15 protein-coding genes are annotated in these 22,542 nt (G+C 58.4%); 6 read left to right on the top strand and 9 right to left on the bottom strand.

Features of this window, described 5'->3' with window-relative positions; genetic code table 11:
• Positions 1-11: 11 nt before the first annotated feature.
• From NKH90_RS20380 to NKH90_RS20400, 5 genes are all read right to left on the bottom strand, one after another.
• The gene (locus NKH90_RS20380) at positions 12-908 is read right to left on the bottom strand and encodes a hypothetical protein (protein ID WP_352820592.1); all 897 of its coding nucleotides are present in this window, start codon (positions 906-908) and stop codon (positions 12-14) included.
• Between the two features lie 21 nt (positions 909-929).
• A complete protein-coding gene (locus NKH90_RS20385) occupies positions 930-3,221 on the bottom strand; it encodes a helicase domain-containing protein (protein WP_352820593.1) in 2,292 nt (763 codons plus the stop codon).
• A gap of 209 nt (positions 3,222-3,430) precedes the next feature.
• A complete protein-coding gene (locus NKH90_RS20390) occupies positions 3,431-6,928 on the bottom strand; it encodes an AAA family ATPase (protein ID WP_352820595.1) in 3,498 nt (1,165 codons plus the stop codon).
• Positions 6,925-8,196: a metallophosphoesterase family protein gene (locus tag NKH90_RS20395; RefSeq protein ID WP_352820596.1), complete on the bottom strand. Its 1,272-nt coding sequence runs from the start codon at positions 8,194-8,196 to the stop codon at positions 6,925-6,927. Before NKH90_RS20395 ends, NKH90_RS20390 begins: the two co-directional genes overlap by 4 nt.
• 187 nt (positions 8,197-8,383) lie before the next feature.
• A complete protein-coding gene (locus tag NKH90_RS20400) occupies positions 8,384-9,379 on the bottom strand; it encodes a helix-turn-helix transcriptional regulator (RefSeq protein ID WP_352820598.1) in 996 nt (331 codons plus the stop codon).
• A gap of 79 nt (positions 9,380-9,458) precedes the next feature.
• Here NKH90_RS20400 and NKH90_RS20405 point away from each other — a divergent pair, with 79 nt between their 5' ends.
• From NKH90_RS20405 to NKH90_RS20430, 6 genes are all read left to right on the top strand, one after another.
• A complete protein-coding gene (locus NKH90_RS20405; RefSeq protein WP_352820599.1) occupies positions 9,459-11,831 on the top strand; it encodes a TM0106 family RecB-like putative nuclease in 2,373 nt (790 codons plus the stop codon).
• Positions 11,789-12,829, top strand: a complete 1,041-nt coding sequence (locus NKH90_RS20410; protein WP_352820601.1) for a DEAD/DEAH box helicase — start codon at positions 11,789-11,791, stop codon at positions 12,827-12,829. The genes NKH90_RS20405 and NKH90_RS20410 overlap by 43 nt, the downstream gene beginning before the upstream one ends.
• A gap of 58 nt (positions 12,830-12,887) precedes the next feature.
• Positions 12,888-13,151 (top strand): DUF4258 domain-containing protein, encoded by a 264-nt coding sequence (locus tag NKH90_RS20415; RefSeq protein ID WP_214473384.1) that lies wholly within the window; start codon positions 12,888-12,890, stop codon positions 13,149-13,151.
• Between the two features lie 14 nt (positions 13,152-13,165).
• Positions 13,166-14,116, top strand: coding sequence for a hypothetical protein (locus NKH90_RS20420; RefSeq protein WP_352820602.1), 951 nt, complete (start codon positions 13,166-13,168; stop codon positions 14,114-14,116).
• Between the two features lie 407 nt (positions 14,117-14,523).
• Complete coding sequence (locus NKH90_RS20425) at positions 14,524-17,025, top strand: DUF8426 domain-containing protein (RefSeq protein WP_352820604.1); 2,502 nt, start codon at positions 14,524-14,526, stop codon at positions 17,023-17,025.
• Entirely contained in the window at positions 17,022-18,302 is a 1,281-nt protein-coding gene (locus NKH90_RS20430; protein WP_352820606.1) for an McrC family protein, read from the top strand. The genes NKH90_RS20425 and NKH90_RS20430 overlap by 4 nt, the downstream gene beginning before the upstream one ends.
• Positions 18,303-18,486: 184 nt before the next feature.
• On the opposite strand, the gene NKH90_RS20435 is transcribed toward NKH90_RS20430, so the two are convergent.
• The 4 genes from NKH90_RS20435 to NKH90_RS20450 are packed head-to-tail and all read right to left on the bottom strand — an operon-like array spanning position 18,487 to position 22,178.
• Positions 18,487-18,972, bottom strand: a complete 486-nt coding sequence (locus NKH90_RS20435) for a hypothetical protein (protein WP_352820608.1) — start codon at positions 18,970-18,972, stop codon at positions 18,487-18,489.
• On the bottom strand, positions 18,969-20,450 hold the full coding sequence (locus NKH90_RS20440; RefSeq protein ID WP_352820611.1) for a UvrD-helicase domain-containing protein: 1,482 nt from the start codon (positions 20,448-20,450) through the stop codon (positions 18,969-18,971). Before NKH90_RS20440 ends, NKH90_RS20435 begins: the two co-directional genes overlap by 4 nt.
• Positions 20,443-20,892 (bottom strand): hypothetical protein, encoded by a 450-nt coding sequence (locus NKH90_RS20445; protein WP_352820613.1) that lies wholly within the window; start codon positions 20,890-20,892, stop codon positions 20,443-20,445. The genes NKH90_RS20440 and NKH90_RS20445 overlap by 8 nt, the downstream gene beginning before the upstream one ends.
• 2 nt (positions 20,893-20,894) lie before the next feature.
• Entirely contained in the window at positions 20,895-22,178 is a 1,284-nt protein-coding gene (locus tag NKH90_RS20450; protein WP_352820615.1) for an ATP-dependent nuclease, read from the bottom strand.
• Positions 22,179-22,542: the final 364 nt, after the last annotated feature.

Below are 22,542 nucleotides of genomic sequence, written 5' to 3' on the forward strand. Positions count from 1 at the left end.
GACCCTCCCTCTCAAACCGTTTGGCGACGCATGTAGATCATCGGCCGAACGACTGTGCCTTCGGCATTTCCTGGTACGAAGAAGGCGCGTGACCTGGGACCGTGCGCTTGGTTCAGGGTCGCCGGCACGAGTTCAAATTCGAAGCTGTCGCGTGACGTTGCTGAATCCTTGTTGCGTCGCCAATGAATCAGGTTCGCGATGAACACTGCTTCGGGAACGTCTTCGAAGTTCCGCCGTGCTGGCGTACCCCAGAAGCGCTCGTTCTGCGCGGCGATCTTGAATAGTCGTGCGACATCGGCAATGAAGATGTCATCGCCGCTCGTGAAGTGCTTGGCCATCGTCCAGGCTAACAGCAGCCTGTCGAGGAAGAGATCGACTGGCAATGTCCAGTCGTCCACGATGCGCTCAGCTGATTTGTAGGCGTTTACGACGTAGTCAATGTCAGCCGGAATCTTAGCGATGACCGGGTAATGGGCGGTCATCGACCAAGCCCAGTTCTGGCCGCTTTTGTCAGGAACAAGGACCAAGCGGCCGGCGAAGAAATGATTGTCCTTGTTGCCCGTCTGAACGCCTTCCAGATGATGGAGCACTTGCATGGCAAAACGCCTGCGGTTGTCCGGATGGCGCATATGTTCGGCATGCGCCTCGAGGGCGCGCTTTGCTTCGGCGATCTCGTGCCGAACCTCGGGGTCGGGCGTGGCAGTGTCGGGCAGTGATAGCGCGTATAATTCCTGCTGCCGCTCGATAACTGCGGGCGGCATGTTTAGTCCTTCCGCTCGCGTTTGTCCCTGACCCAGGATTCGCGGAAGTCGCGCGGCGAGGATGCCCTTCGCATTGGCGAGGAGTCTATTGCGCTCGACGAAACGCTCGAAGGCGGGGAAAAGAGGTGGGCTGGCACTATCGGACATATCGAACCTTGGTCGGAGAGGTCAGGAATGCGTGATATCGAAGAGGTCGCGATCAACTCGACGCAGCAGTGATGGATATTCGTTGGAAATGAGGGCGAGGCGCCGCGCAGGGCGCGAGAGCGCAACATAGGCACGGTTCAATGTGAAATTCAGTGCGGCGCTCTCGACATCCTCCAGGCCCAAGACGATGCATGCGTCGAATTCAAGCCCCTTTATCCGCTCGACTGAAGTAGTGACGAGACCGTCTCCCCCAGCTGACCAGAGAGGCGCGAGAGGAACGCCTACCTGCTCAAGCGCGGATCGCAATTGTTTCAAAGACTGCTCGTCCTCGTTGATCTGGAGAAGCGCAATGCTGCGGACGACATGGGACCTTCGCAGGACGGAAACGAGCTGCCTGATCCGCAAAGCCTGATCCCGCGGCGGCGCGATGATGAGCTGAGGCTTCTTGTCGTGCAGGGTGGTATTCACCTCAAAAGTGGGGCGCTCCTTGAACGCTATCTCATAGAACCCCTGTAGGAATCGTCCTATCTGAAGGCTCTGCCGCATGTTCCGGGCAAACGGGTAGATCTGCTCCGCCCCCTTGCCGCGAAGAGATCTGCCGATGCGAAGTGCATCGGTTGTTCTCATTCCGTGTACCGGGCTGACGATCTGCCGAAAGTCGGCCGAGACTGTCAGTGCACCGTCCGGGTCGACCAACGAAGCAATGAGTGATGCTTCGGCTACGCAGAGATCCTGGGCCTCGTCGATCGCAACGTGCGTCCAGCGCTCGTGGCCTGAAATAGCCGGTACAATCGCCGATGGCACTTCGCGGAATCGCAAGTCAGGATCAGTTGCTTCAGGTAGTGCAAAGCGCAGGAGCCAAGCGAGCCAAGATCTGTCTTCGGGGCCAAAGCCGCGCTCAGCCCATTCAGAGATTGCATTCTTTAGTATCTCGGCTTCGTCAACGCGAGCGCCTGTGCCCCGCCTCATTCTGTGGGCGGCTTCCGACCCGCGGGATCCAAAGTACGTTGCCACGGACGAGAGCGGGTCGTAGACGAAGTACAGCCACTGTTGAAAAAGCTGATCAAATCGGATTCTTACCCCTGCGTGCATCCCCTGGCGTGCTGCAGTGTAGCTGCTCGTTACACCCCGGAATATCGCTCCCATCGTGAGCTTCGATCGCAACGGGTCGCTTCCGACGGTTGCTCGTTCGGCAACAGTTCGAAGACTGTTCGCCAATGCGGTCAAACCCTCGACACTGTTTGCATCAACCCTCGCCCAAGGCGCTTCCGCGCCCGATCCGAGACGATCAGCGACTTGATTTTCATAGACCTCCCAGAGGCGAGTGAGATCGTGGTGATCTGAAAGGCCGAGCACAGCCATTCGCGCAGCGATATCCAACGGAGGCAGCTTTCGCTGACGCGGTCGGGCATTGTGCTTGTAGAGCCACACTTGATCCAAGTAGCTCCCGATGAAGTCGTCTACGGGCTGGACGACGAACGTCGGAATGTTGAGCTGGTCTGCTAGAAGAGCCTTGGCTTGATCGGCGAGGTTCTCGTTAGCGAGGAATACGCGGGTGAGCTCCGGTTTGTAAGGTACCAAGCGTCCATCATTCTGTCGTTGGTCCTGCTGGTCGAACAGAAAGCGAATCCGCTGAAAGGCAACCGTCGTTTTGCCTGACCCAGGGGCGCCAGTGACCACCATAAGGCCCGACATCCGGGAGACAAAGGCAAGCACCTGGTCCTGGGTCATGTGGAGCTTAACGGCTTTTAGTCCGGTCTTTGCTGGCGTAGCTGCCTGCGGACGAACGGCGCCACCCGGTTCGTAGACTGCCGAGACAGTCGGCAAGGTTTCGTCGAAGCGTGCTTTCGCGAGCGGCTCAACGCTCAGAAGGCGATAGCCGTTGGCCCGGACGTCCCGGAAATCGCCGAGGTTAGTGCCTAGCGCCAGCTGAAGTCCTGGGTGGGTCCAGGCGAGCACGGCGACCGTCGTGCCGCCGTACTTGAAGACTTCATTCGCGGAGGACCCAGCGTTGGCATACCACAGCTGCTCCTTTTCGATCACCTTCCCGTCTTCACCTGCCACCTCGGTGTAGGCTTCCACCATCACCTGGAACGGTTGCGCTTCTATCGCCTCAAGAGCAGCCTGCCTTCGGTCAGCATAATCCATTCGGCCTCGATCGTGGTCCGTTAGACCAAAGCGGCTATCTACCGGAGCCAGCGCCGGGCGAAGACTTACAAGTTCAGCCCTGGCTGCGCCGGCCGCGATCTCGGCATGGCGCTGGTCACGCGCAACGCGCTCGTCGAGCTTTGAGATTGAGGTGATAGTGTTCATTGCCCCCCCAAGATGTTACCCCGGCGCACCATCGCCGAGACGAAATTCGTTTGCAAGCCGACCTGACAGCGAACATCTAAACTCCTCGCGCGCGCGCGCGACGATGACGTCGCATCGGAAATCCGTCACATGAAAAATCAGCTGAGACGATGTCGGTGGTTATCTTCGAGGCCGATAGCGCCCCGAATCCCCTACTCGGGTCCCACGTCTCACGCCGCTCGGCGCTCCGGGACGAGCGGTGCCGCCAACTCGTGTAGGCGAGCATTTGGACAAACCCGCCGGGCGATATCACAAAGATGCTGGTGATGCGTCAGGTAGATTACCTGGCCCACTTTCGCCATATCGGCAAATAGCCGGAAGGCTTCCTCGGCACGGAAGTCGTCGAACGTCTCCATGATGTCGTCGGCAATGAAGGGAACAGGAGTTCGAGATTGGGCGAACTCGTGGTAGCCGGCAACTCTGAGCGCGAGATAGAGTTGGAAGCGTGTCCCCTTTGACATTTCCTGCGCAAGCTTGGAACTCCCATCAGCCCCGATGCCAATAAGGACTTCGGTGTCCTTGTCAGGCTGGGTCGCCAGACCACGATAGGCGCCACGGCTGATCACCTGAAAAGCCCCCGAGGCGCGAAGCATCATCGAACTGCGATGCTTGTCGCGATAGAGGCGCAAGGCTTGCTCGGCCGCTACGACGCCGGCCCTGAGGCGGAAGTAGCTGAACGCCTTATCCTCAATTTCCAGGAGGACCGTGCGCCGTTGCTCCTCAAGAGCAGCCACGGCACTATCGCCGTCGACGGCATCCACCTCGTCGGACGCTTTGCTGTATGCCGTAAACAACTCTCGTACGCGCCGATCCTGATCCTCAAACCGGGCCCTGAGTTCTACCTGCTCGGAGTCCAGCGCAGGCCGATCCGCGGCGTCAAGCATCTGTTCGACATCGGCAATGTCCTGGACCGATAGCGCGTCTCGGATTTCGCGCTCGATGATACTGGACCGCCGGCGCAAGTCTCTCCTTTGCTCGATCATGCGCAGCTTTTTCTCTGCCTCCTGCAAGGATGATACTCCGAACAGCTGCGTCATTTCAGATTTGCGGCGCTCGCAAACCGCGATTTCAGCTTCCAGGTCCCGGTCTTTGAGAACCTGATCCTCCAGAGCAAGGTGCTTGGATTCCTTTTCCGCCTTTTTCGATCGGGCCTCTTCCACTCTGGCGGACATCAGCGCCCAGAGTCTCAGGGCACTCTCGGCTGGTCGATCTAATCCGAGTTCCGCGGCCATGACTGCAAGCTCGCGTGAGAAGGCCGCCTGATCTTCCTCCATCTTGGCGATGCGATCTGCTAAACCGGCTTGTCGTTGAGCGGCCGGGCCGAGCTCGGCAAGTCTGTCCATGACCTCCTTGACGGTCGCGAGGCTGGGGATAGTCCCTTCCGTGCCGAGCCAGCAGCTCTTGCAAACCTCAGCCCATGACGCGTCCCATTGCGCCTCGTCGGCAGTTGCCTTGTCAAGGGCTGACTGGCGGGAAGCCTGCTCCCTTTCGCAGCGTTCAAGTTGCTCCCTCAAGTTCTTGTTTTCGACTTCAAGATCAACGGCGGATTGGGCCCTGGCCAAAAGCGCTTCGTAGGAGTCAGAGTGATCCTGGGAAACGGCTGCCGCCGATAGTGCCGCCGAGAGCCGGTTGCGCGCCGCCGAGCCGTCCGCTTCGGCCTGGCGTAAGTCACCTTCGGCCTCCCGGAGCAAGTCGGCTGTCGCGAGGACCATTTCGCGGCGTCCCAGCCATGCCTCAAGCCCACCTAGCTTGATGTCCCCAGAAACAGTCAGAGCCATTTTCCGAGCGGACTCCAGAATTTCGGCCCTGATAGCTTCGCGTTTCGACTTCGCCGCGTTCAGCAACTCCGCTGAGCGCTCTAATTCCGCTTCCGCGACGGCGAGCCTCTGATAAGTTTGATTCAGCTTCGCCAGGTCGCTCATGTGTCCCAGCCGTGCGCTGGTGATCAGGTCGTCTTTCCGCAGCTCGATCTCAAACGCCGCAGCGGTCGATTCATCGAGCGCGTCACGATGCGTAGCCCATGCCGCTTCACGCGCTGATCGCGACGTCGCTGCCTCATGATCGTCCACGACGCCGGTGGAATTCTTCAATGCATCCAGTTCGGCTCGCAAACACCGCAGCTCACTCGTGAGGCGCCCGCTGTCATCGCTGTAGCGATCGATCTCGGCTTCCGCTTTAGACAGAGCTGACTTCCAGGCCTCCAGCTCAGAAGGTGCCGGCACTCTCATTTGCCGTACCTGGTCAACGCTTTCACCCCACGGTCGGAGTTCCGACATCTGCTGCGCCAGTGTTTCTTTAAGATCCACACGGGAGCGTTCGGCGACACGGCGACGGGCGGCATGATCGTTCTCTCGAAGAGCCGAGAGCTCCCTCGCCAGCGCTGCAATGGCTTTGCCGTTTATGGAGGCAGCGGCTTCGCTCGACAGCTTGCTCCGCAACTCGATCAGACGGCGGTTCGCCTCTTCGGCTTCGCGCTTCGCGTTGTGAAGTGTCGCGTCGATACCGGAGCGGCGTTCAACGAGATCTCTGATGCTTCCAGAAATGCGACTTCCGAGCATCAGGCTGCTCGGCTCGTCTCCTTCAGGGCGCTCGAGAAGCCGCAGAATATTCGCAATTTCCCGGTCGACTTCCATCAATTGCAGGCGACGGTCCGGCAGATCCCTTGCAGCAGTGACATAACGGGCGTGCAACTCGCCGACAGCGTCCATCCTTTGCCCCAAGGTGAGCGCGGTGTCGTCAACGGCAATGGCATTGAGCCCTTTCTCAAGCTCGGCGATGGACGCTTTCGCCGTCTCCCGCTTCACGGCAAGCTCGATGTCTTCCTGATGAATTGCCGGAAGTTCGTTTCCCCACGAAGGCGGCGCTTCGGGAACATCTTGCAACTCAGCGAGACTGTCGCGAATGTCCCGCAATTCCGCCAGTCGTGGCAGTGCGGTCAGCAGGTTCTTGATCTCGTCAAGCCGAAGCTGCGTCCGGGTTCGGTCAGCCATCGCCTCGTCATAATGTGACAGTGACCGCTCCTTGGTTTCCACCATCTGGCGGTAATGGGTGGCGAGCGTGTCAATCTGCTCTTTTCGCTCCTTCAGATCGGAAAGCTGACTTTTCAAGTCGCCGATTTCACTGCTGCGGGCCCGGAGTTTGAAAAGGCCGTCGGCCTGCGAACGCAATTCAACAAGTGTCTGACTTAGTGCGGCCAAACCTGTGCTTGCCGAAAACAGAAGCTGTCCGAGATCACCCTTGCTGGCCAGGATGCTCTTCCCGCCTTCCTCAAGGGTGTCATCGTCGAGTGAAAACATCGAGCAATAGACGTCCCGCTCAACTCCACCAAGCTCGCCCAGTATCAAATGTTCGCCGATCGGCTGATCACCCGGACCGAGCAGACTGTTTTGGGGCTTCTTGATCCGGACAAGCTCCCGGGCAACACCGCCGATGTCCAATGCAGCTCCGATGCGCATCGTTGAGTATGGGTGGAGGAAATCATAGCGGCTGCGGGACTCGATGCCGAAGAGAAGGTCGAGGAATGCAGATAGGGCGGTTGATTTGCCCGCCTCGTTCGGACCGTAGATAATATGTAAATCTGGACGGCCCGGCTCCACGGGCCCGAAGTCGATGTGCTTGTCGGTGAATTTGCCGTAGCGGGTAAGGTCAAGCCGGTTTATGCGCATCATGCAACCTCCAGCTTCCGACGATGGAGCCGGGCGAGCACATCTTCGACCCCGTCCTGCGCGAGCAGGAGCAACGTGGCCCAAAACTCCTCCTGATCAGCACCGAACATACCTCTACTTTCGGGCGGCAGATGACCACGAAGCTCCTCCCCAATATCGATGAGCGCGGCATGGTAAGCTTCCGAGCCGATGATCTCGCTTCCGACAAGCTCTCGAAGTTCGACGAGTGGATCCCCGTTGGACCCATCTGCGGAAACGAGGTCGGTGCACTGGATCTCCACTTTCTCGATCCAGGTCCGGCCAATGACAGATGCTCTGTGCTCGGCTTCGGTCTTGACGAGGTCGGCGTCGTGACGGAGCTGCCATGCGAGCGGCGTTCGTCCGGTGAAGGAAAGCCGGACGACAAGATGTTCGGAATTTGCAGCTTCCCGTGCAGCCCCCAAGGTGCCTACTACCGTGGCCACCATCTGACGCCAGTCTGCGATGCCATCGAGATCGATCACGACGCGCTCGAACTGTGCGATGCTGGTGAACCTCTCCTCAACATGGACGGTTCGGTCATCGGCGATCGTAACAAGACTCACCGATTTCGGACCGGATTCGTTGATGTCGCGCCCTTGGGGCATGCCAGGCATTACGATCGTGCAGCGTCCGGTACTGATTGAGCGCTTGTGAATGTGACCGAGCGCCCAATAGTCGAACTCTGCCGCCTCCAAATCCGAGACGTTGCAGGGTGCGTAGGGATCGTGCCCCCCGGTTCCTGCGAGGCTGGTGTGCAGAAGACCTATGTTCACAGCGCCTTCGACCCGTGGCCTGTACTTTCCGACCAGACTTTCCGGACACTGGGCCTGCGCAAAGCTCAGTCCGTGAATGACCACAGGGGTCGCTAGAGCCCCCGATTCGAGCGCGATAGCCTCCGGGCGTCCACCGTAAACTTTTACGGTTTCTGGGTACGTCAGTTCTCTGGTGATCTTCGACAACGCATCGTGGTTACCCCGGATGATGAACACCCGGACTCCGGCTTGGTCCAGTCGGCGGATTTGCTCGGAAAGGAACCGCGCAGTTTTCATGGAGGTCTGATCGCCGTCATAGAGATCACCTGCGAGAAGAAGCGCGTTGACCTGCTCGGATAGGCAGAGATCGACGATATTGACAAAGGCACGCCGCGTCGCGTTGCCTATCAGTTCGCCTAGTTCCGGGTTGCGCAGCGCAAGCGACCGAAGAGGCGAATCCAGATGAACGTCCGCCGTATGAACAAATCGAAAAGCCATGCCCTCACCTTTTGCCTTCGCGTGGGAAGGCTTTGATTCCCCGAAACAGATACTGGGCTGCGCTTAGGTTCCTGCCTAGGCTGCCAATCCCTCGCGATTTCAGGTTTCCACAGGCTAATGACAGAACCTGTCACCAGGAGGGGATCGTGTTGTTCCCGCGGTTCAAAGCTGGTTGGGAAATTGCATTCTATGGAAGGGAGGGAAAGTCAGAGCGCTGGTGCGTTTCAACCATTCGGCTAAGGGCCTCCGGCGCCACGACCTCTACCTTGTCTCCCCACATGTAGAGGTGCCAGCACATCTCCATATGACCGGACGCCCAGAAACGCACGATCAGTGAACCGTCGGATTGATCCTCCAGGATCTGAGCCGGATGGAACAGGAAAGTTCGCGCGTGCGGCGCTGCGTCAGGCTTGAACTTCCAGATGACTTCGCCAAACTCACTGTCGTTCTGAAAAGCTCCGAACGCCTTCCGCGCATGCGCATGAATGTCGAAGCCTGGATCGCGTTCGAAGACCTCGCCGGTCAGTTCCGCGCGTTCGATCTTCTCAGCCACGAAGTGCCTGAGCGGACCCGCGCGATCGGTTGTTTGCCTGGCCACCAGATAGCGTCGGATTCCGATCAACACGCCGTAAGGTTCCACCATTCGCTCGGTTGATGTCGCTGACCCGCGGGACTGGTAGACGATCTTCAACCGCTGCGATCCCTTAAGCGCCGTTGCTATCGTCGAACCCACATGGGGCGCCAGCCTTGTCGTGGGCCCCGGGCGGGCTGCGAGACCCTGCGCCTCAAGCAATGCTTCATGGTCGGTTTCCAGACGTGCGATACGATTCCCCGGCACCAGCGCCAGTATCTTTTCTCGCAGAGAACGGAGTTGCTCGGCCTCCAGACCTTGAGCGTTCCGTTCCAGTGTCTCGATCGAGAGATCCAGGGCCGCCAGTTCATTGGGAGTAAGCGTGAGCAAATCGCGCAAGGCTCCCGTCTGCAATCGCCAACGTTTACGTCCATCGTCTTCGAAGCTGGGTTCGGTATCGGGAAATTGAACTTCGAGCGTATGCAGCATCCGCTGCGCCGTGCGTTTGGATACGCGAAACCGCTCCCCGACATCGTCAACTGTCACGCCCATTCTTCGGGCTGCAACATACGTTGCAAGCTCAATCAGCTGCTGCGCCTTTTCAAATGACATCGATCTTCACCAATCCGGGTGACAGCTATTGTCACGATCAGTGCTTACGGTTCTATTATGAGTTGGGTGGGGGAGTGAAATGAAACTGGAAGGCTCGGAGATTTTGCTTTCCGCATCAGACCTGATGCGGTTCATGGGCTGTAATCATGCGACCGCGATGGATCTCAGATACGCGAAGGGGGAACCTCTTCTCCCCGCCGAGGACACGGAGGATGCCAAGATCCTCCAGAAGCAGGGCGACGCCCACGAAGCGAAGTTTCTTGCCAAGCTGCGTGCAGAAGGCCATCGCGTTATCGAGTTCGGCCGCGACATGGATTTGCCAGCCGCTGCCAAAGAAACGCGTGCGGCGCTTTTTGCCGGCGCGGATGTCCTCTTCCAGGGCGCGTTTTTCGGGCTGCCCTGGGGCGGGTGGTCCGATTTTCTCATCAAGGTCAATAAGCCATCGTTGCTGGGCGCCTATTCCTATGAGGTCGTCGATACCAAGCTGAAACGGAAGCCGGACCCGAAACACATTCTGCAGCTTGTGCTGTATTCGGATCTTTTGGCTGAGGCCCAGGGTCTTCAACCGGAATATGCCCACATTGAGCTGGGGAACGGTGAGCGTTTCTCCTTCAGGCTATTGGGATATGCGGCATATGCTCGCCATGCACGATCCCGGCTGGAACGTTTTGTAGCCGATCCGCCCGTGACCTCTCCCGATCCGGTGAAGATGTGCGATCTGTGCCGCTGGCGCGAGGTTTGCCAGACGCATTGGGAGGAGTCGGACAGCCTTGCCCTTGTGGCCGGCATCTCCAGGAGCCAGCGGAGCAAGCTGATTGCAGCTGGCGTGACGACAATGGCTGCCCTTGGGCGGCACAATGAAGGAGTCCCGAAGCTAGCGGAGACGACGCTGAGCAGGTTGCGAACCCAGGCTCGTCTGCAGACAGCGCGGCGGGCCGGAGGGCGGCCTTCGTTCGAACTTAAGCCGTTCGACCCTAGCCGGGGCCTAGCTCTGCTTCCGAAGCCCGATGCAGGAGACCTGTTCTATGACATCGAAGGCGACCCCTTCTACGAGGACGGGCTGGAATATCTCCATGGGGTCTGGTTAGGCAGTGGAGGCAGTGGAGAGTTTCGAGATTTCTGGGCGCACAATCGCACGGAAGAGAAAGAGGCGCTGCGGCAGCTGATGGTCTTGTTCGAGGACCGTCTGAAGCGGTTCCCGAGAGCACACATCTATCACTACGCCGCGTACGAGGTTTCGGCCCTGCGCCAGCTCACCAGCAGTCATGGCGTAGGCGAGGCGCTGCTGGATCAGATGCTCAGGGAGAACAGGTTCGTCGATCTCTACAGCGTGGTCTCGGCAGGTCTGATTGCGTCGGAACCGCGCTACTCGCTCAAGAATCTGGAAGTTTTCTACATGGAAGCACGCACCGGGGAGGTGAAGACTGCCGGTGGCAGCGTAGTCGCCTACGAAAAATGGCGCGAGACGGGCGACCAAAGCATTCTCGATGAAATCCGCGACTACAACCGGGTTGACTGCATCTCCACACAGCTGCTCCGCGACTGGTTAATAGCCGAGGTGCGTCCCCCAAACATGGAATGGCGGGATCGAGGAGGGGCGGCCGAAGGCGCCGGCTGCAATCTTGGGAGAGTTGCTGCCGAGCAAGCAGCCGCGGACGAACTGCGGGAAAGGCTGCAGCCAGTTCGTGCCCAACTAGGGGATCGGCTGGCCGACTTGCTGTTTGATCTGAGCTACTTCCACCCGCGAGAAAAGAAGCCGGCCTGGTGGTCGATCTTTGACAAGATAGGGAGGGAGGCGGATGAACTGGTGGATGATCTCGACTGCCTCGGCGGGCTGGAGGCTGTCTCGGCAACGTCTGTCGCCGGCAGGTACTGGCAGCGCACCTATGAGTTTCCGGCGCAGGAGACGAAGATCGACGTGGGAGATTGCCATATCGAGGTGGACGGCCTGCCGTCTTCCGCGAAGCTGATCGAGATCGATCGAACTAGCAATCGCGCGGTCGTGCAGTTTTCAATAAACCGCTACGACGATGCACCCGAATCGACGTGCCTGGTTCCTGCGGGACCGCTGGATACCCGGACCATCGAAGGCGCCATTCAACGCGCGGTGGCCTCAATCATTCGGGATGATCGGCAGTTCCCGGCAATCCTGGATTTCTTGCAGCGTTGCAGACCTCGCTTCCTGAGCCATGGTAGACAGCCGAACATCATCGATCAGTCTTCAGATGTCGTTCCGGAAGTCATCACCGCAGTCCGTGACCTCGATCGCAGTACAGTGGCCGTCCAGGGACCACCTGGCACTGGAAAGACTTACGTCAGTTCCTGCGCTATCCTGGATTTGGTCAAGCGAGGGAAGCGGATGCGGTCGCTTCCAACAGCCACAAGGCCATCGACAATCTGCTGTGTGCGGTGGTCGACAGAGCAAACGAAGCCGGCACATCGGTCGCCATAGCAAAGAAGGGGGGAGACGGCTTCCACGATCCGTATGGTTCCATCTACGTCACGTCCAAAAATGAAGACAGTCAGTTGATCACGGCCTCAGTGGTGGGCGGGACGGCTTGGCTGCTCTCGAGGCCAGAATTCCAACAGGCTTTCGACTATCTGTTTGTCGACGAGGCTGGCCAGGTTTCGGTGGCGAACATCGTTGCAATGGGCACCTGTGCCAAAAACATCGTGCTGGTTGGCGATCCTATGCAGTTGCCTCAGCCGATTCAGGGTTCGCATCCTGGAGAAAGTGGGCTGTCATCGCTCGAGTATCTGCTCGCCGGGCATAACACTGTTCCGGCCGACATGGGCATTTTCTTGCCAATATCACGCCGGATGCATCCCGCTGTGTGCCGGTTCATATCCGACATCATTTATGAGACCCGGCTCGCGTCAGATGAAGGCGCCGCCAGACAAGCGATCATCTCAGATGCCAATCGATCCTCAGGTGTTCACCTTGTGGAAGTTCAGCACACTGGTAACAGACAGGTCGCTGTCGAGGAAATCGATGGTATCCGCCGCGAAATGGATCGCCTCATCGGAGTCAGGTTCCGCGATCGTGATGGCAAAGAAAGAAGCCTGACGCTTCAAGACATCCTGATCGTTGCGCCCTACAACGCGCAGGTGAATGCCCTGAGAGGATCGCTTCCCCTTGGTTCCCGGATCGGAACCGTCGACAAGTTCCAAGGGCAGGAAGCTCCTGTCTGCATGGTATCCATGACCACTTCGTCGGCGGATGAAATCCCGCGCGGGGTCGATTTCCTCTTCAGCCTCAATCGGATCAACGTCGCGGTATCGCGGGCGCAGGTGCTTGCCTTGGTTTTTGCGAATCCACGGCTCCTGGAGGTCCACTGCAACAACGTTCACGAGATGCGGCTCGTAAGCATGCTTTGCGCCCTGCGGGAATACAGCGGGAGTCAGATGGATTCAGGCCCCCCAGTTACTTCGAAAGAGCGAGCGGCATGACAGGAAATGGCACCCCCCTCTCCTATCTTCCAGGGGACGAAGGAGGGAGGAGAGATCAATGTATACGCGCCATGCAGAAACCCGCTGCCAGCAGCGGGGGATCAAGCCGGAAGTCATCGACGCAATCCTCGCCTATGGGCGCCGCAAGCGGCGCTTTGGTGCCGACGTATATTTCATGGACGGCAAGGCTCGATCTCGCGCCATGGCCGAGCTCGGGCGGAGCTATGCTAAGGTGTCCGACCGCCTCAACACTTATCTTGTCATCAGCGATGATGGTCAGATGATTACTGCGGGAAAGCGATTGGGCCGGCTGAAATTCTGAATGGGAGTTTGTAGATGAAGCCGCAGCCCGCGTCCGAAATTCTCCCGCGCCTTTACGAACGTGACATCGACGTGTTGTTGCAGGAGGAACTTCTATTCAACTCGGGCGTCCAAACTCTATTCACACGTGCGCTGGATTTGTATGGTTTCGTGCGATTTGTCGATTGCCGCCTATCGGTGTTTGACGAATCCGGTGAAACTGATGTGCTGACGGCAATTGAGATAGACGGGCAAAAAGGGGTTCTTCTGATAGAGAACAAAATAGATGCCTGTTTCCAACCTCGCCAGGCGGAACGTTATCGGGAAAGAACGCAGGCGCTGGAAAGCTCCCACGGTTTCGCCCGCTGTGTGCTTGTGGCGCCCAAGTCCTACGTTGGAAGTCTAACTCCTTCCGTCTCCGCATTTGATGCCATTGTCCCTTACGAAGAAATCGCCGCAGCAATCGAGCAGGAGGGTACCTCCCGGGCACTGCACCGAGCATCTCTGATCAGGCGAGCCATCGAAAGAGCCCGATCCTCGTATATTCTTGTCGAAGCGCCTGCAGTGACATCCCTGTGGGAGCGTATTTACGGTATTGCGAGCAGTGAATTTCCTGCCTTGGAAATGAAACCTCCGACCGGGAAGGGAAGCAATTCAAGCTGGGTCATCTTCAAAGGCGCTCTCCCGCCGAAAGTGACAATCGATTGGAAGATCAAGAAGGCCACAGTTGATCTGTCGTTCTGGCCCGGTGCTTCGGCTCGCGCTATTGAGGACGCTGATCTGACGCCGGACGCAAGGACCAAGCTGAGCAACGCGGTGCTTCGGACGCTGGGCTCCACGAGAGTGCTGACCATGCCTGTTTCGCACGCTCCGTCGGATTTCAGCCGCATCACTGATGAGGGAATTAGAGAGGCTTTGACGGCCGCAACTTTGTTGCTCGATTTCCTTCTGCAACGGGAAGCAAAGGTCACCGCAACTGGTAGATAAAGTGGTCTTGTTGCGTGGCTGGTGTTTCACGCAGGGGCAGTCCCAGACCACCCGTCCATTCGCGACGTGTTGCTCCGCCGGCATGGTATGGCGGTTAACTAGAATAGATGGGACCGTCCTGAATCCTGAATCCACCCGATTGAGACATAGAACGCTCCATCGCAGTATCATCCGAGCCAATGCGACGGCCGGCTCGGTCGCGCCAAAAAACAGTCGGTCCGGCTCAGGACGCAGCCCCTGAATAACTGCCTTTCGGGCCGCTTTGAAAACATTTCCGCGTCAACGCCGAACAGGATTCGTGAGGCTATTGCACTCAGCCAATCTTCGTGCTTGCTCGGCGGCTCTTAGGGTGCGCCTGAGGAGCCGACTGATAAAGACTACATTTGCGGGACGGATGAGGGGGTTAAGTGAAGGAAGAGGCATTCAAAGCGTGGCTCGAGGATGGTGGCGCAAGAACAGAGACTGGACGTAACACTCGCGCCTATGCCGTTCGTACGATCGAAAGCAATCTAGCAGCACTCGGCTTGCCCGATGCCGACCTCGACGACGCGTGGAAGGCCGATCGCTTTGAACAACTGCGCCAGAGGCTGAAGGATCTGCGCGAGGACTTCGCAGCCGGCGGTACCGAATATAAAATTCTGATGCCCAAGTCGGACAAGCCATATAACCGACTATCGAACTGGCGATCTTGGCTCGGCCAATACGGCCAATTCTTGAGCGGTGAACCGCGGGGAGAACGTGATGCCGATCGTATCCGCCAGTATGTGCTTGAACACTTTATTGAAACCGCAAGGGAACGCGATGCAGAAGCGGTCGATGTGTTGGTCCACGACGTCAATGAGGCGCTTGGCCTCAACAAAGCATGGCCGAACATCTGCCAAGCTATCACTGGCCCAAAGTTCTTAGAAATGGCCGACGTAGAGCCGCCCGAACAGATTGGCAGGGACCAAAGTTCGGCGACAGTCTTCCGGTTTCGCTTGGGTCAAGCGGCCACTTCGGACGCCAACGAGGATGGCGCCCGACCATTTGTCCTGTTCGACGCAATGGGGGAGGCGTTCAGACCGGTCAAGCACTACAACCGCCAAACGGACCACTCGGCCTACCGGATCAAACCGCCGGGAGCGAGCAACGAGACGGTCGAGGCCTTAGAGGTCGACACCATTGCCGAAGTTGCACGCGCCATGCTCGTCGAAGGTCGGCCCGCAAGAATCAAATCCTTTCGAGGCGGCCCGGTGAACTATCTCGCCTACGGAAAACAAAAACTTGTCCGCTATGAGCTTGATCCGACAATGGCCAAGCAAATTGGAGTTCCACCACAGGGTGAACTTGCGCAAACGATGAACCTCAGTCGCGATGTGTTCAAGCGACCTGACCCTCAAAATGAGATGGACCAACACGTGGCTCAACCAACGAATCTGATTTTTTTCGGGCCGCCGGGTACGGGCAAAACCTTCGCTACCGCAGCGGAGGCGCTCCGACTTTGCGGCGAACCAGTGCCCGAAGGCCGTGAAGAACTGATGGCGGCCTATCGTCGCTTGTCGGACGCCGGTCGCATTGAGTTCGTCACCTTTCACCAATCGATTTCGTATGAGGATTTCGTCGAGGGGCTGCGGCCAACGCAAGCGAGCGAAGATGGCGCCGCCGGTTTCGAGCTGAAGCCTGAGCAAGGGGTATTCCGCCGAATTGCGCGACGTGCGGAGACAAGCACGGGACCAGGCGATGTGGAGTTCTCCATCGGAAGTCGCCAAGTATTCAAGATGTCGCTTGGGGAGGCGGCCAACCCCGAGGATGCCCATCTGTTCGAGGAGGCGATCACGAGTGGATACACACTGCTCGGCTTTGAGGATATCGACTGGAGCGATGATCGCTTTGCTGATCGCGACTCCATCATCGAGGCGGTGCGCTCACAAGGCGTCCGCGAAGGTGGCGAACCCAACGCCATGAGCGGTCGAGTCCAGATGCCGTTCATCTTTCGCAACTGGGTCAAGCCCGGCGATATCGTGGTTGTGTCCAAGGGCAACAGCCTGTTCCGCGCAATCGGCGAGGTGACCGGAGACTATCAGTTCGTTCCGCGCCAGGGAGGCGGTTACGCACATCGTCGCGCGGTGCGGTGGCTGTGGGTGGATCGCGCCGGTGTGCCCGTGAGCGAGATCTATGCGCGCAACTTCACGCAGAAATCGATCTATCTGCTGAGTGACGCTGACCTGAACGTACCTGCGCTCGAACGCTATATCGCCAGCCAGCAGGACGCGGGCACCGGCGCGCCCGAGCCGTTTGTGCTGATTATAGACGAAATCAATCGTGCCAATATCTCCAAGGTATTCGGAGAGCTGATCACGTTGCTCGAACCGGACAAGCGCATTGGCCAACCCAATGCCTTGAAGGTTCGACTGCCTTATTCGGGTGATGTGTTCGGCGTGCCGGCAAATCTCCATATCATTGGCACGATGAACACCGCGGATCGCTCGATCGCGCTGCTCGACACCGCTCTCCGGCGCCGGTTTGAGTTTCGCGAACTTATGCCGAACGCTTCGTTGCTCCACACGGTTGAAGGCATTGACCTTGGAATGCTACTCGCCTCGATAAACGAGCGCATCGAGTATCTTTTTGATCGTGAGCATCAGATCGGCCACGCCTATTTCATCAACTGCAAGTCCCGCGCCGATGTCGATGAGGTGATGCGGCACAAGGTTATCCCGTTGCTCGCCGAGTACTTCTATGAGGATTGGGCGAAGGTCGCCGCAGTCCTCGGTGACGGGCACGACAGCGAGGGCGACCGTGAGGGTGGTTTCATTGATCGGCGTCGGCTAAAGCCACCCAAGGGAAACGGCAGCGATGAGGATGCCGCGCCCCGATATCGGTGGAGCGTCCGCGATGCCTTCTCGTATGACGACTTCGCAGCTGTATGATCCGTCGCACAATCCTCGAATGGCAAACGATTCGCTACGGCGAGGCGGCCGATGAAATCCCAGTACTAGCAGCCGATCGTATCGCTGCGATTGCGGCGGCGTCGCCGCTCGCTGGCCGGGGCGGCGGCGGTGTCCTTGAGCATGGACGCAAGCAGCTTCGTGCGAGAGGGGTCGTCGGCGTGATTGCTGCCGAAGGCTGTGCGATGGAAATATTGCCCAAGATCGACTTTCCAGGCGAGAATGGCGCCGAGATGACCGGCAGCATCCGCCGTCGTCTCGTCCACATGCTCGCCGTCGCGTTAGACCTGAAGATCGATGCAGGCCAGGTCACGACGCTAGACTGGCAGCGAGAGACGCTGCTCGAAATCCTGATCCGGTTGTTTTCTGAGAAGCTGGTCGATGCTGTTCGGCAGGGTATGCCGCGGCGCTATGTCGAACATGCCGATGATCTGCCCGTGCTGCGCGGACGGCTCGACGTGACGCGGCAGTTCACGATCCTCGCCGCCGAACCATCGCGGCTGGCTTGTCGCTATGACTCCTTGACCGCCGATATTGCCCTCAACCGGATCATGAAGGCTGCTGTTGCCCGGCTCGTTCGCATCGCACGGACCGCCGACAACCAGCGCCGACTGCGCGAGTTGGCATTCGCCTATGCCGATATAGCGGATGTGCCTATTTCGGTCCTGCGCTGGGATGAGGTCGTGCTTGATCGGACCAACAGCCGCTGGCGCGAGTTGCTCAATCTCGCTCGCCTGCTGCTTGGTGAGCGGTTCCAGACGACCTCTGCCGGTTGCAGCGACGGCTTCTCTCTGCTGTTCGAGATGAACACCCTGTTCGAGGAATATGTCGCCCGAATGTTGAAGCGTGCGCTGGTGGACACAGATCTCCGCGTCGTCAGCCAAGGTGGACGGCTCTACTGCCTCGAAACTGAAGATCGACGTGGCCTGTTCCAGACGCGGCCGGACATCCTAGTCAAGCGCGGCGACGAGGTCGTGCAGATTATCGACACGAAATGGAAGCGGATCGCCGCCCGTATGGATGATGCCAGGCAAGACGTGTCCCAGGGTGACGTGTATCAAATGATGGCGTATGGTCAGCTCTACAAATGTGATCGGCTGACACTCCTCTACCCTCATCACGCCGCTATGAAAAACAGCGAAGGAGTGCACGCAGTGCACCAAGTCACCGGATGCAGCAATTGGCTGCAAACCGCTACAATCGACATTGGTAGAAGCGAAATGTTCAGCGAGCGGCTGAGGGCAATTACCGACTTCTAACGCGGAACGCTGACGGCTCTCCGTCGAGAAGGCATATCGGCGTGGGACAGTCGGTGCTCAGATGACGGTTCAACTCGGGCACATTGAGCGGGACAGCCGACACGCAATTAGCTGCCAAACTAACCGAAACGGCCGCATTCTCACGATTAACTGCCAAGCGACACCAGGGCGCCCAACAGGCTAATCAATTTCGACTTTTCAACAGCACGAGCGCATCGAAGGCGGCAAGCTTTGCCGCCGTGGCGTCCGGATATGTCCGCCGGGCAAAGTGCTTAATGCCGAGCGCGTCGTTGCTAATGACGCCGCTCCAGTTGTCATTCTTTCGGAAGATCGTAACGACGTAGCCGTCTTCGGAAATATACCAATTCCCTTTTTGCGAAACTTTCCACGCCTTGCGGCCTGGCCATGCCTTACGACGCCTCGCGGCGCTTTTCATGGATTTTTCGCGGCGTTCCGCCCGCTCAAGATTTTCCTCCATGTTGCCCGCGCAGACGCAGCCGACACGAAGGACTTGGGGGCAGTCCGGATGCTCCATGCAATGGACGTAGCGGATGTCGGTTATCTCGCACATTTCGCAGGTCTCGGACGGCGAGCCGAGGTCTTCGATATCCACGCAGGTCCAACCTTTGTGGGGCACGGCCTTTTCCGCCCACTTCCCGCTGCCGGTCATTCCGCAGCCTCCCCCAACAGTGCTGCCTGAACGGCGGGATGAATCTTCGGCGCGGTGGACAGTATGGTGACGCCTTTGCTGGCTCTTGTTAGAGCGACGTACCAATCCTTGCCGTTCATTGCGCCGTTGGCGACAATCACCGCTCGATCGAATTGAAGCCCTTTTACGAGAAGGGTGCTGCCGATGCTTCGTTTTGGAATGATGCGTCCTACATGCCTGATTCTGTTTTGCACGTCCCAGATGGCATCGCTCAGCGATTTTCCTGGCGAATTGATCGCGAGCCGAAGACCGCTCGCCATCGCGTGATACATTTCCCGGCGATAAAGCGTGGTCGCGGGTCGATCCCGGAAGCCCTCCATAAGAGCCAGAACGGAATCAAGGTCTTCGTTTTCGACAGTAGCGATTCCTGTGGCGATAAGATCGCCGAAATTTTTTTGCCCCAACTTGCCGCCCTGGCGGTGCGATACGACGGCCTTCAGGTAGGGCGTTTCTTCCGCGCCGGTCATGCAGTCCGAGATGAAACCCATGACGAATTCGAGCCGTTGCTCACCACTCGACTTGCCGATGTTGCGGACAGCGGCCGCGAGTGTCTTGCACTCCACCGGCTCGATGTTGGTGAAGCCCGAGGCGCCGAGCATTTTCGCAAGCCCTGAGCGCGAGCCAGCGTTCTTGGCGTCTGCGATAACAATGATGCCGTCATTGGCAGCCGGCCCCAGGAGCGCTTTACATGAGCCGACAATCTTCGGGCGATGATAGGCGGCGTCGGCGGGAAGCGCCTGCCAGTCGACGCAGGCCGGGCGCTGCTCCAGGTCCACGCTTTCGCCGGCCTCCAGCTTAAACCTCACGACGCTCAGCCAGTCGGCAAGTTCCTTGTTTCCTTCGCGCAACCATCTGTGCGGCTTTTGCAGCACCGTTATTTTCGGGAAAGACGGAAATACGTCGGCATCCCAGGAGACAGGGACCTGGCCGCCAAAACTGAATATCGCCTGCATCGGATCGCCGAACACGCAGGTTGGAAGTATCTGCGCGAGAGCGTCGATGACCTTGTGTTGGAATTGGGTGCAATCCTGATACTCATCGACAAATAGCCCGCCGTAAGAGGCGCGCAGAACATTTGTGACCGTCCCCGCGTCAAGCAGCTTCACCGTGGCATCGTATATCGATTGCCAGTCCGCATCTGTGCGAGGGGCTGCTATGTGAATGCCCGATCGTGCCGGGAAGGATGCGGCGTATCGAAGACACCATCCGGCTATCGTTTCGATCCGATAGCGTGATTTCGGCACAAGTTTTTTGTCCATGCGCCAGCGGAGCGCGTCCACGCCTGCATGGGTGTGGGTGAGAATGAGACGGCGGCCAGCGGAGACTAGGGTCGCATTCACTATCTGCTCGGTTTTGCCGCACCCGGCGGCAGCAATCACGCTGCCACGCGCGATGCCCGCCGCCAATTCTGCTACCGCCTCCTCGAGTATCTCATCCATCCACCCACCCACGGATGTCTGCAACTCCCTTGGCGAAGGGCTGGTTCGGGATATTTACCAGCGCCGCGAAGACGATTTCGGCGACGCGTTCGCCGCGCGAAATCTCTTTGAACCATCCGGGCTTCTTCTGGTTCTTTTTGCCTTTCGCAGCTTTTCCGAGCGTCCACCGGAATCCGGCGGTATCCAGTCCGTCTGGCAATGAGAGATCAGGAATAGCGGCAAGTGCGTTTTCCGCCATCACGTTGTTTATTCGGGCGAGCACCGCCTCACTGCCGACGCACTCTTCGGCGTAGGCGACGAGGGCCTGTAGAGTCGGCCAGGGAAGATCGAGAAACATGCGCTCTTCGGTGGAGCAGTCGTCAGGCCACTCCACGACGCGGCCGCCCATCGCTTTGACAGCGGCAACGGCCGCTTCCGGCGCAGGGTCATCGCGATCGAGCAAGACTAGCGCATCGTAACCGAGCTTGAGAAGATGCCGCGCCAGTGCCGTTGCCGATGAGTTGCCGGTTCCATCCACGGCCGCGACACCAAGGAACGCGAAAGAGTCACGCCCGGCGACTGTCCACATCGCGTCGAACCCGCGTAGCAGGCCAAGTTCCGTGCGGCCTTCGCCGACGATAATTCTCCGGCCAGGAACGCATCAGGCGAAGCCCGCACGTGGCGCTGCGCTTGATCCAAATCCACAGCCGCTTGTGTTACTGCGCTTACGGTCACGGTGCCCGTTTTCGATCGAACCGTGTGTATGTCCTCGGCCCCTGCTTCGCGAATGACCACGGGCGAGTGGCTTGTCAGGAACACTTGCGTATCGGGGTTCTTTCTTTCTTTTTTCAGATATCGGACGAGGCGGGCGATCCGGTGGGGCTCAAGCCCGTGTTCAAGCTCGTCGACGATGGTGATCGTGTCTCCGCCGTCATATTGAAGAGCTGACACCACAAGTCTCGAGGAGCCGGTTCCGAGATTACGCAGCGCAAGACCATCATCGTGCAGCGATATGCCCCCGGAAGAAATCGAGAGCCCTTGAATGTCGAGTTCGGCTTTATACTCCCCGCGCATGTGAACAGCGAATTTCGTGGCGGCGACCTTGGCTTTGGCGACGGTCTCCTTGAACACGTCCGGATTTTCTTTGCTGAACGCCGATCTCGCGTCGCGTCCAATCTTTGCGAGGATTCCCGCTGCCGGCGATTGCGCCTCCTCGAATCTGGTGAGAATTGATTGCCGCCCCCAGCCAAGATGACGATCAGCATAAGAACCAAGTCGACTAGGGACCAGCGCTTTTGCATCCTTGTATCGCAGGGCGGGCGGGTCTTCTGCGGCGTCGCCGATCCGCTCATTAAAGAGCGACCAGCGCGGCTCAAGAGATGAATCGATGGTCACGCGAATAGAGAGTGCGTCTTCCAGGCCATCGCCCGGCTCATCTTCTAGCGTCTGCAAATCCTCATTCCAGCCCCGAAGGTGAAGGCCATAGCGATCATCCGCTTTGAACTCAGCAGGCAGGCCGGCGAGCGTGACGGTGATTTTTGCAGCCTTTTCGACATCAAGATCGAAGAAGTCCGAGTCATCGGCGATCAGATAACTGCGTGGCGTTAGCGCGAGTTCGATGGCGTCGAGAATTGTCGTCTTGCACGAATCGCCGGGACCGATGAGGCAATTGACCCTCCGCGATGGAATCCACTCCAACAGGCGAATGCCGCGAAAGCTCTCAATCTTGATGTGAACGATTCTAGCCATCCCGCCTCCCGACGGCTGATTATGTATCAGACTGCTTCGCGTTTCATCAGAAATACAGCGGAAGACGTGAAAAACGGCAGTTAGATACGGGGGTACTTCTTTGCGATCGGGAGTTAGACGCATCCCGCCAGTTAGTAGTTACCGCTCCCGTACGTTTCGGATCTGGACTGACGAGCATCGGCAGCGGAAACCTGTCGCGCCGGAATCGTTTGGGGTTTCCGAGGACGGCAGACGCCTACGGTCGCAATCCAACGGCGACGACGTTGGTCTGGGTAGGTTTTGGAAGGGGAAGGAGCGCTCTGCCTAAACGCGATGAAACGGAGGATGCTTTTCTGCGGCGGTGATGGCTCGATGCCGAGCCACG

Source organism: Mesorhizobium sp. M0898, assembly GCF_040319695.1.
Taxonomy (GTDB): Bacteria; Pseudomonadota; Alphaproteobacteria; order Rhizobiales; family Rhizobiaceae; genus Mesorhizobium.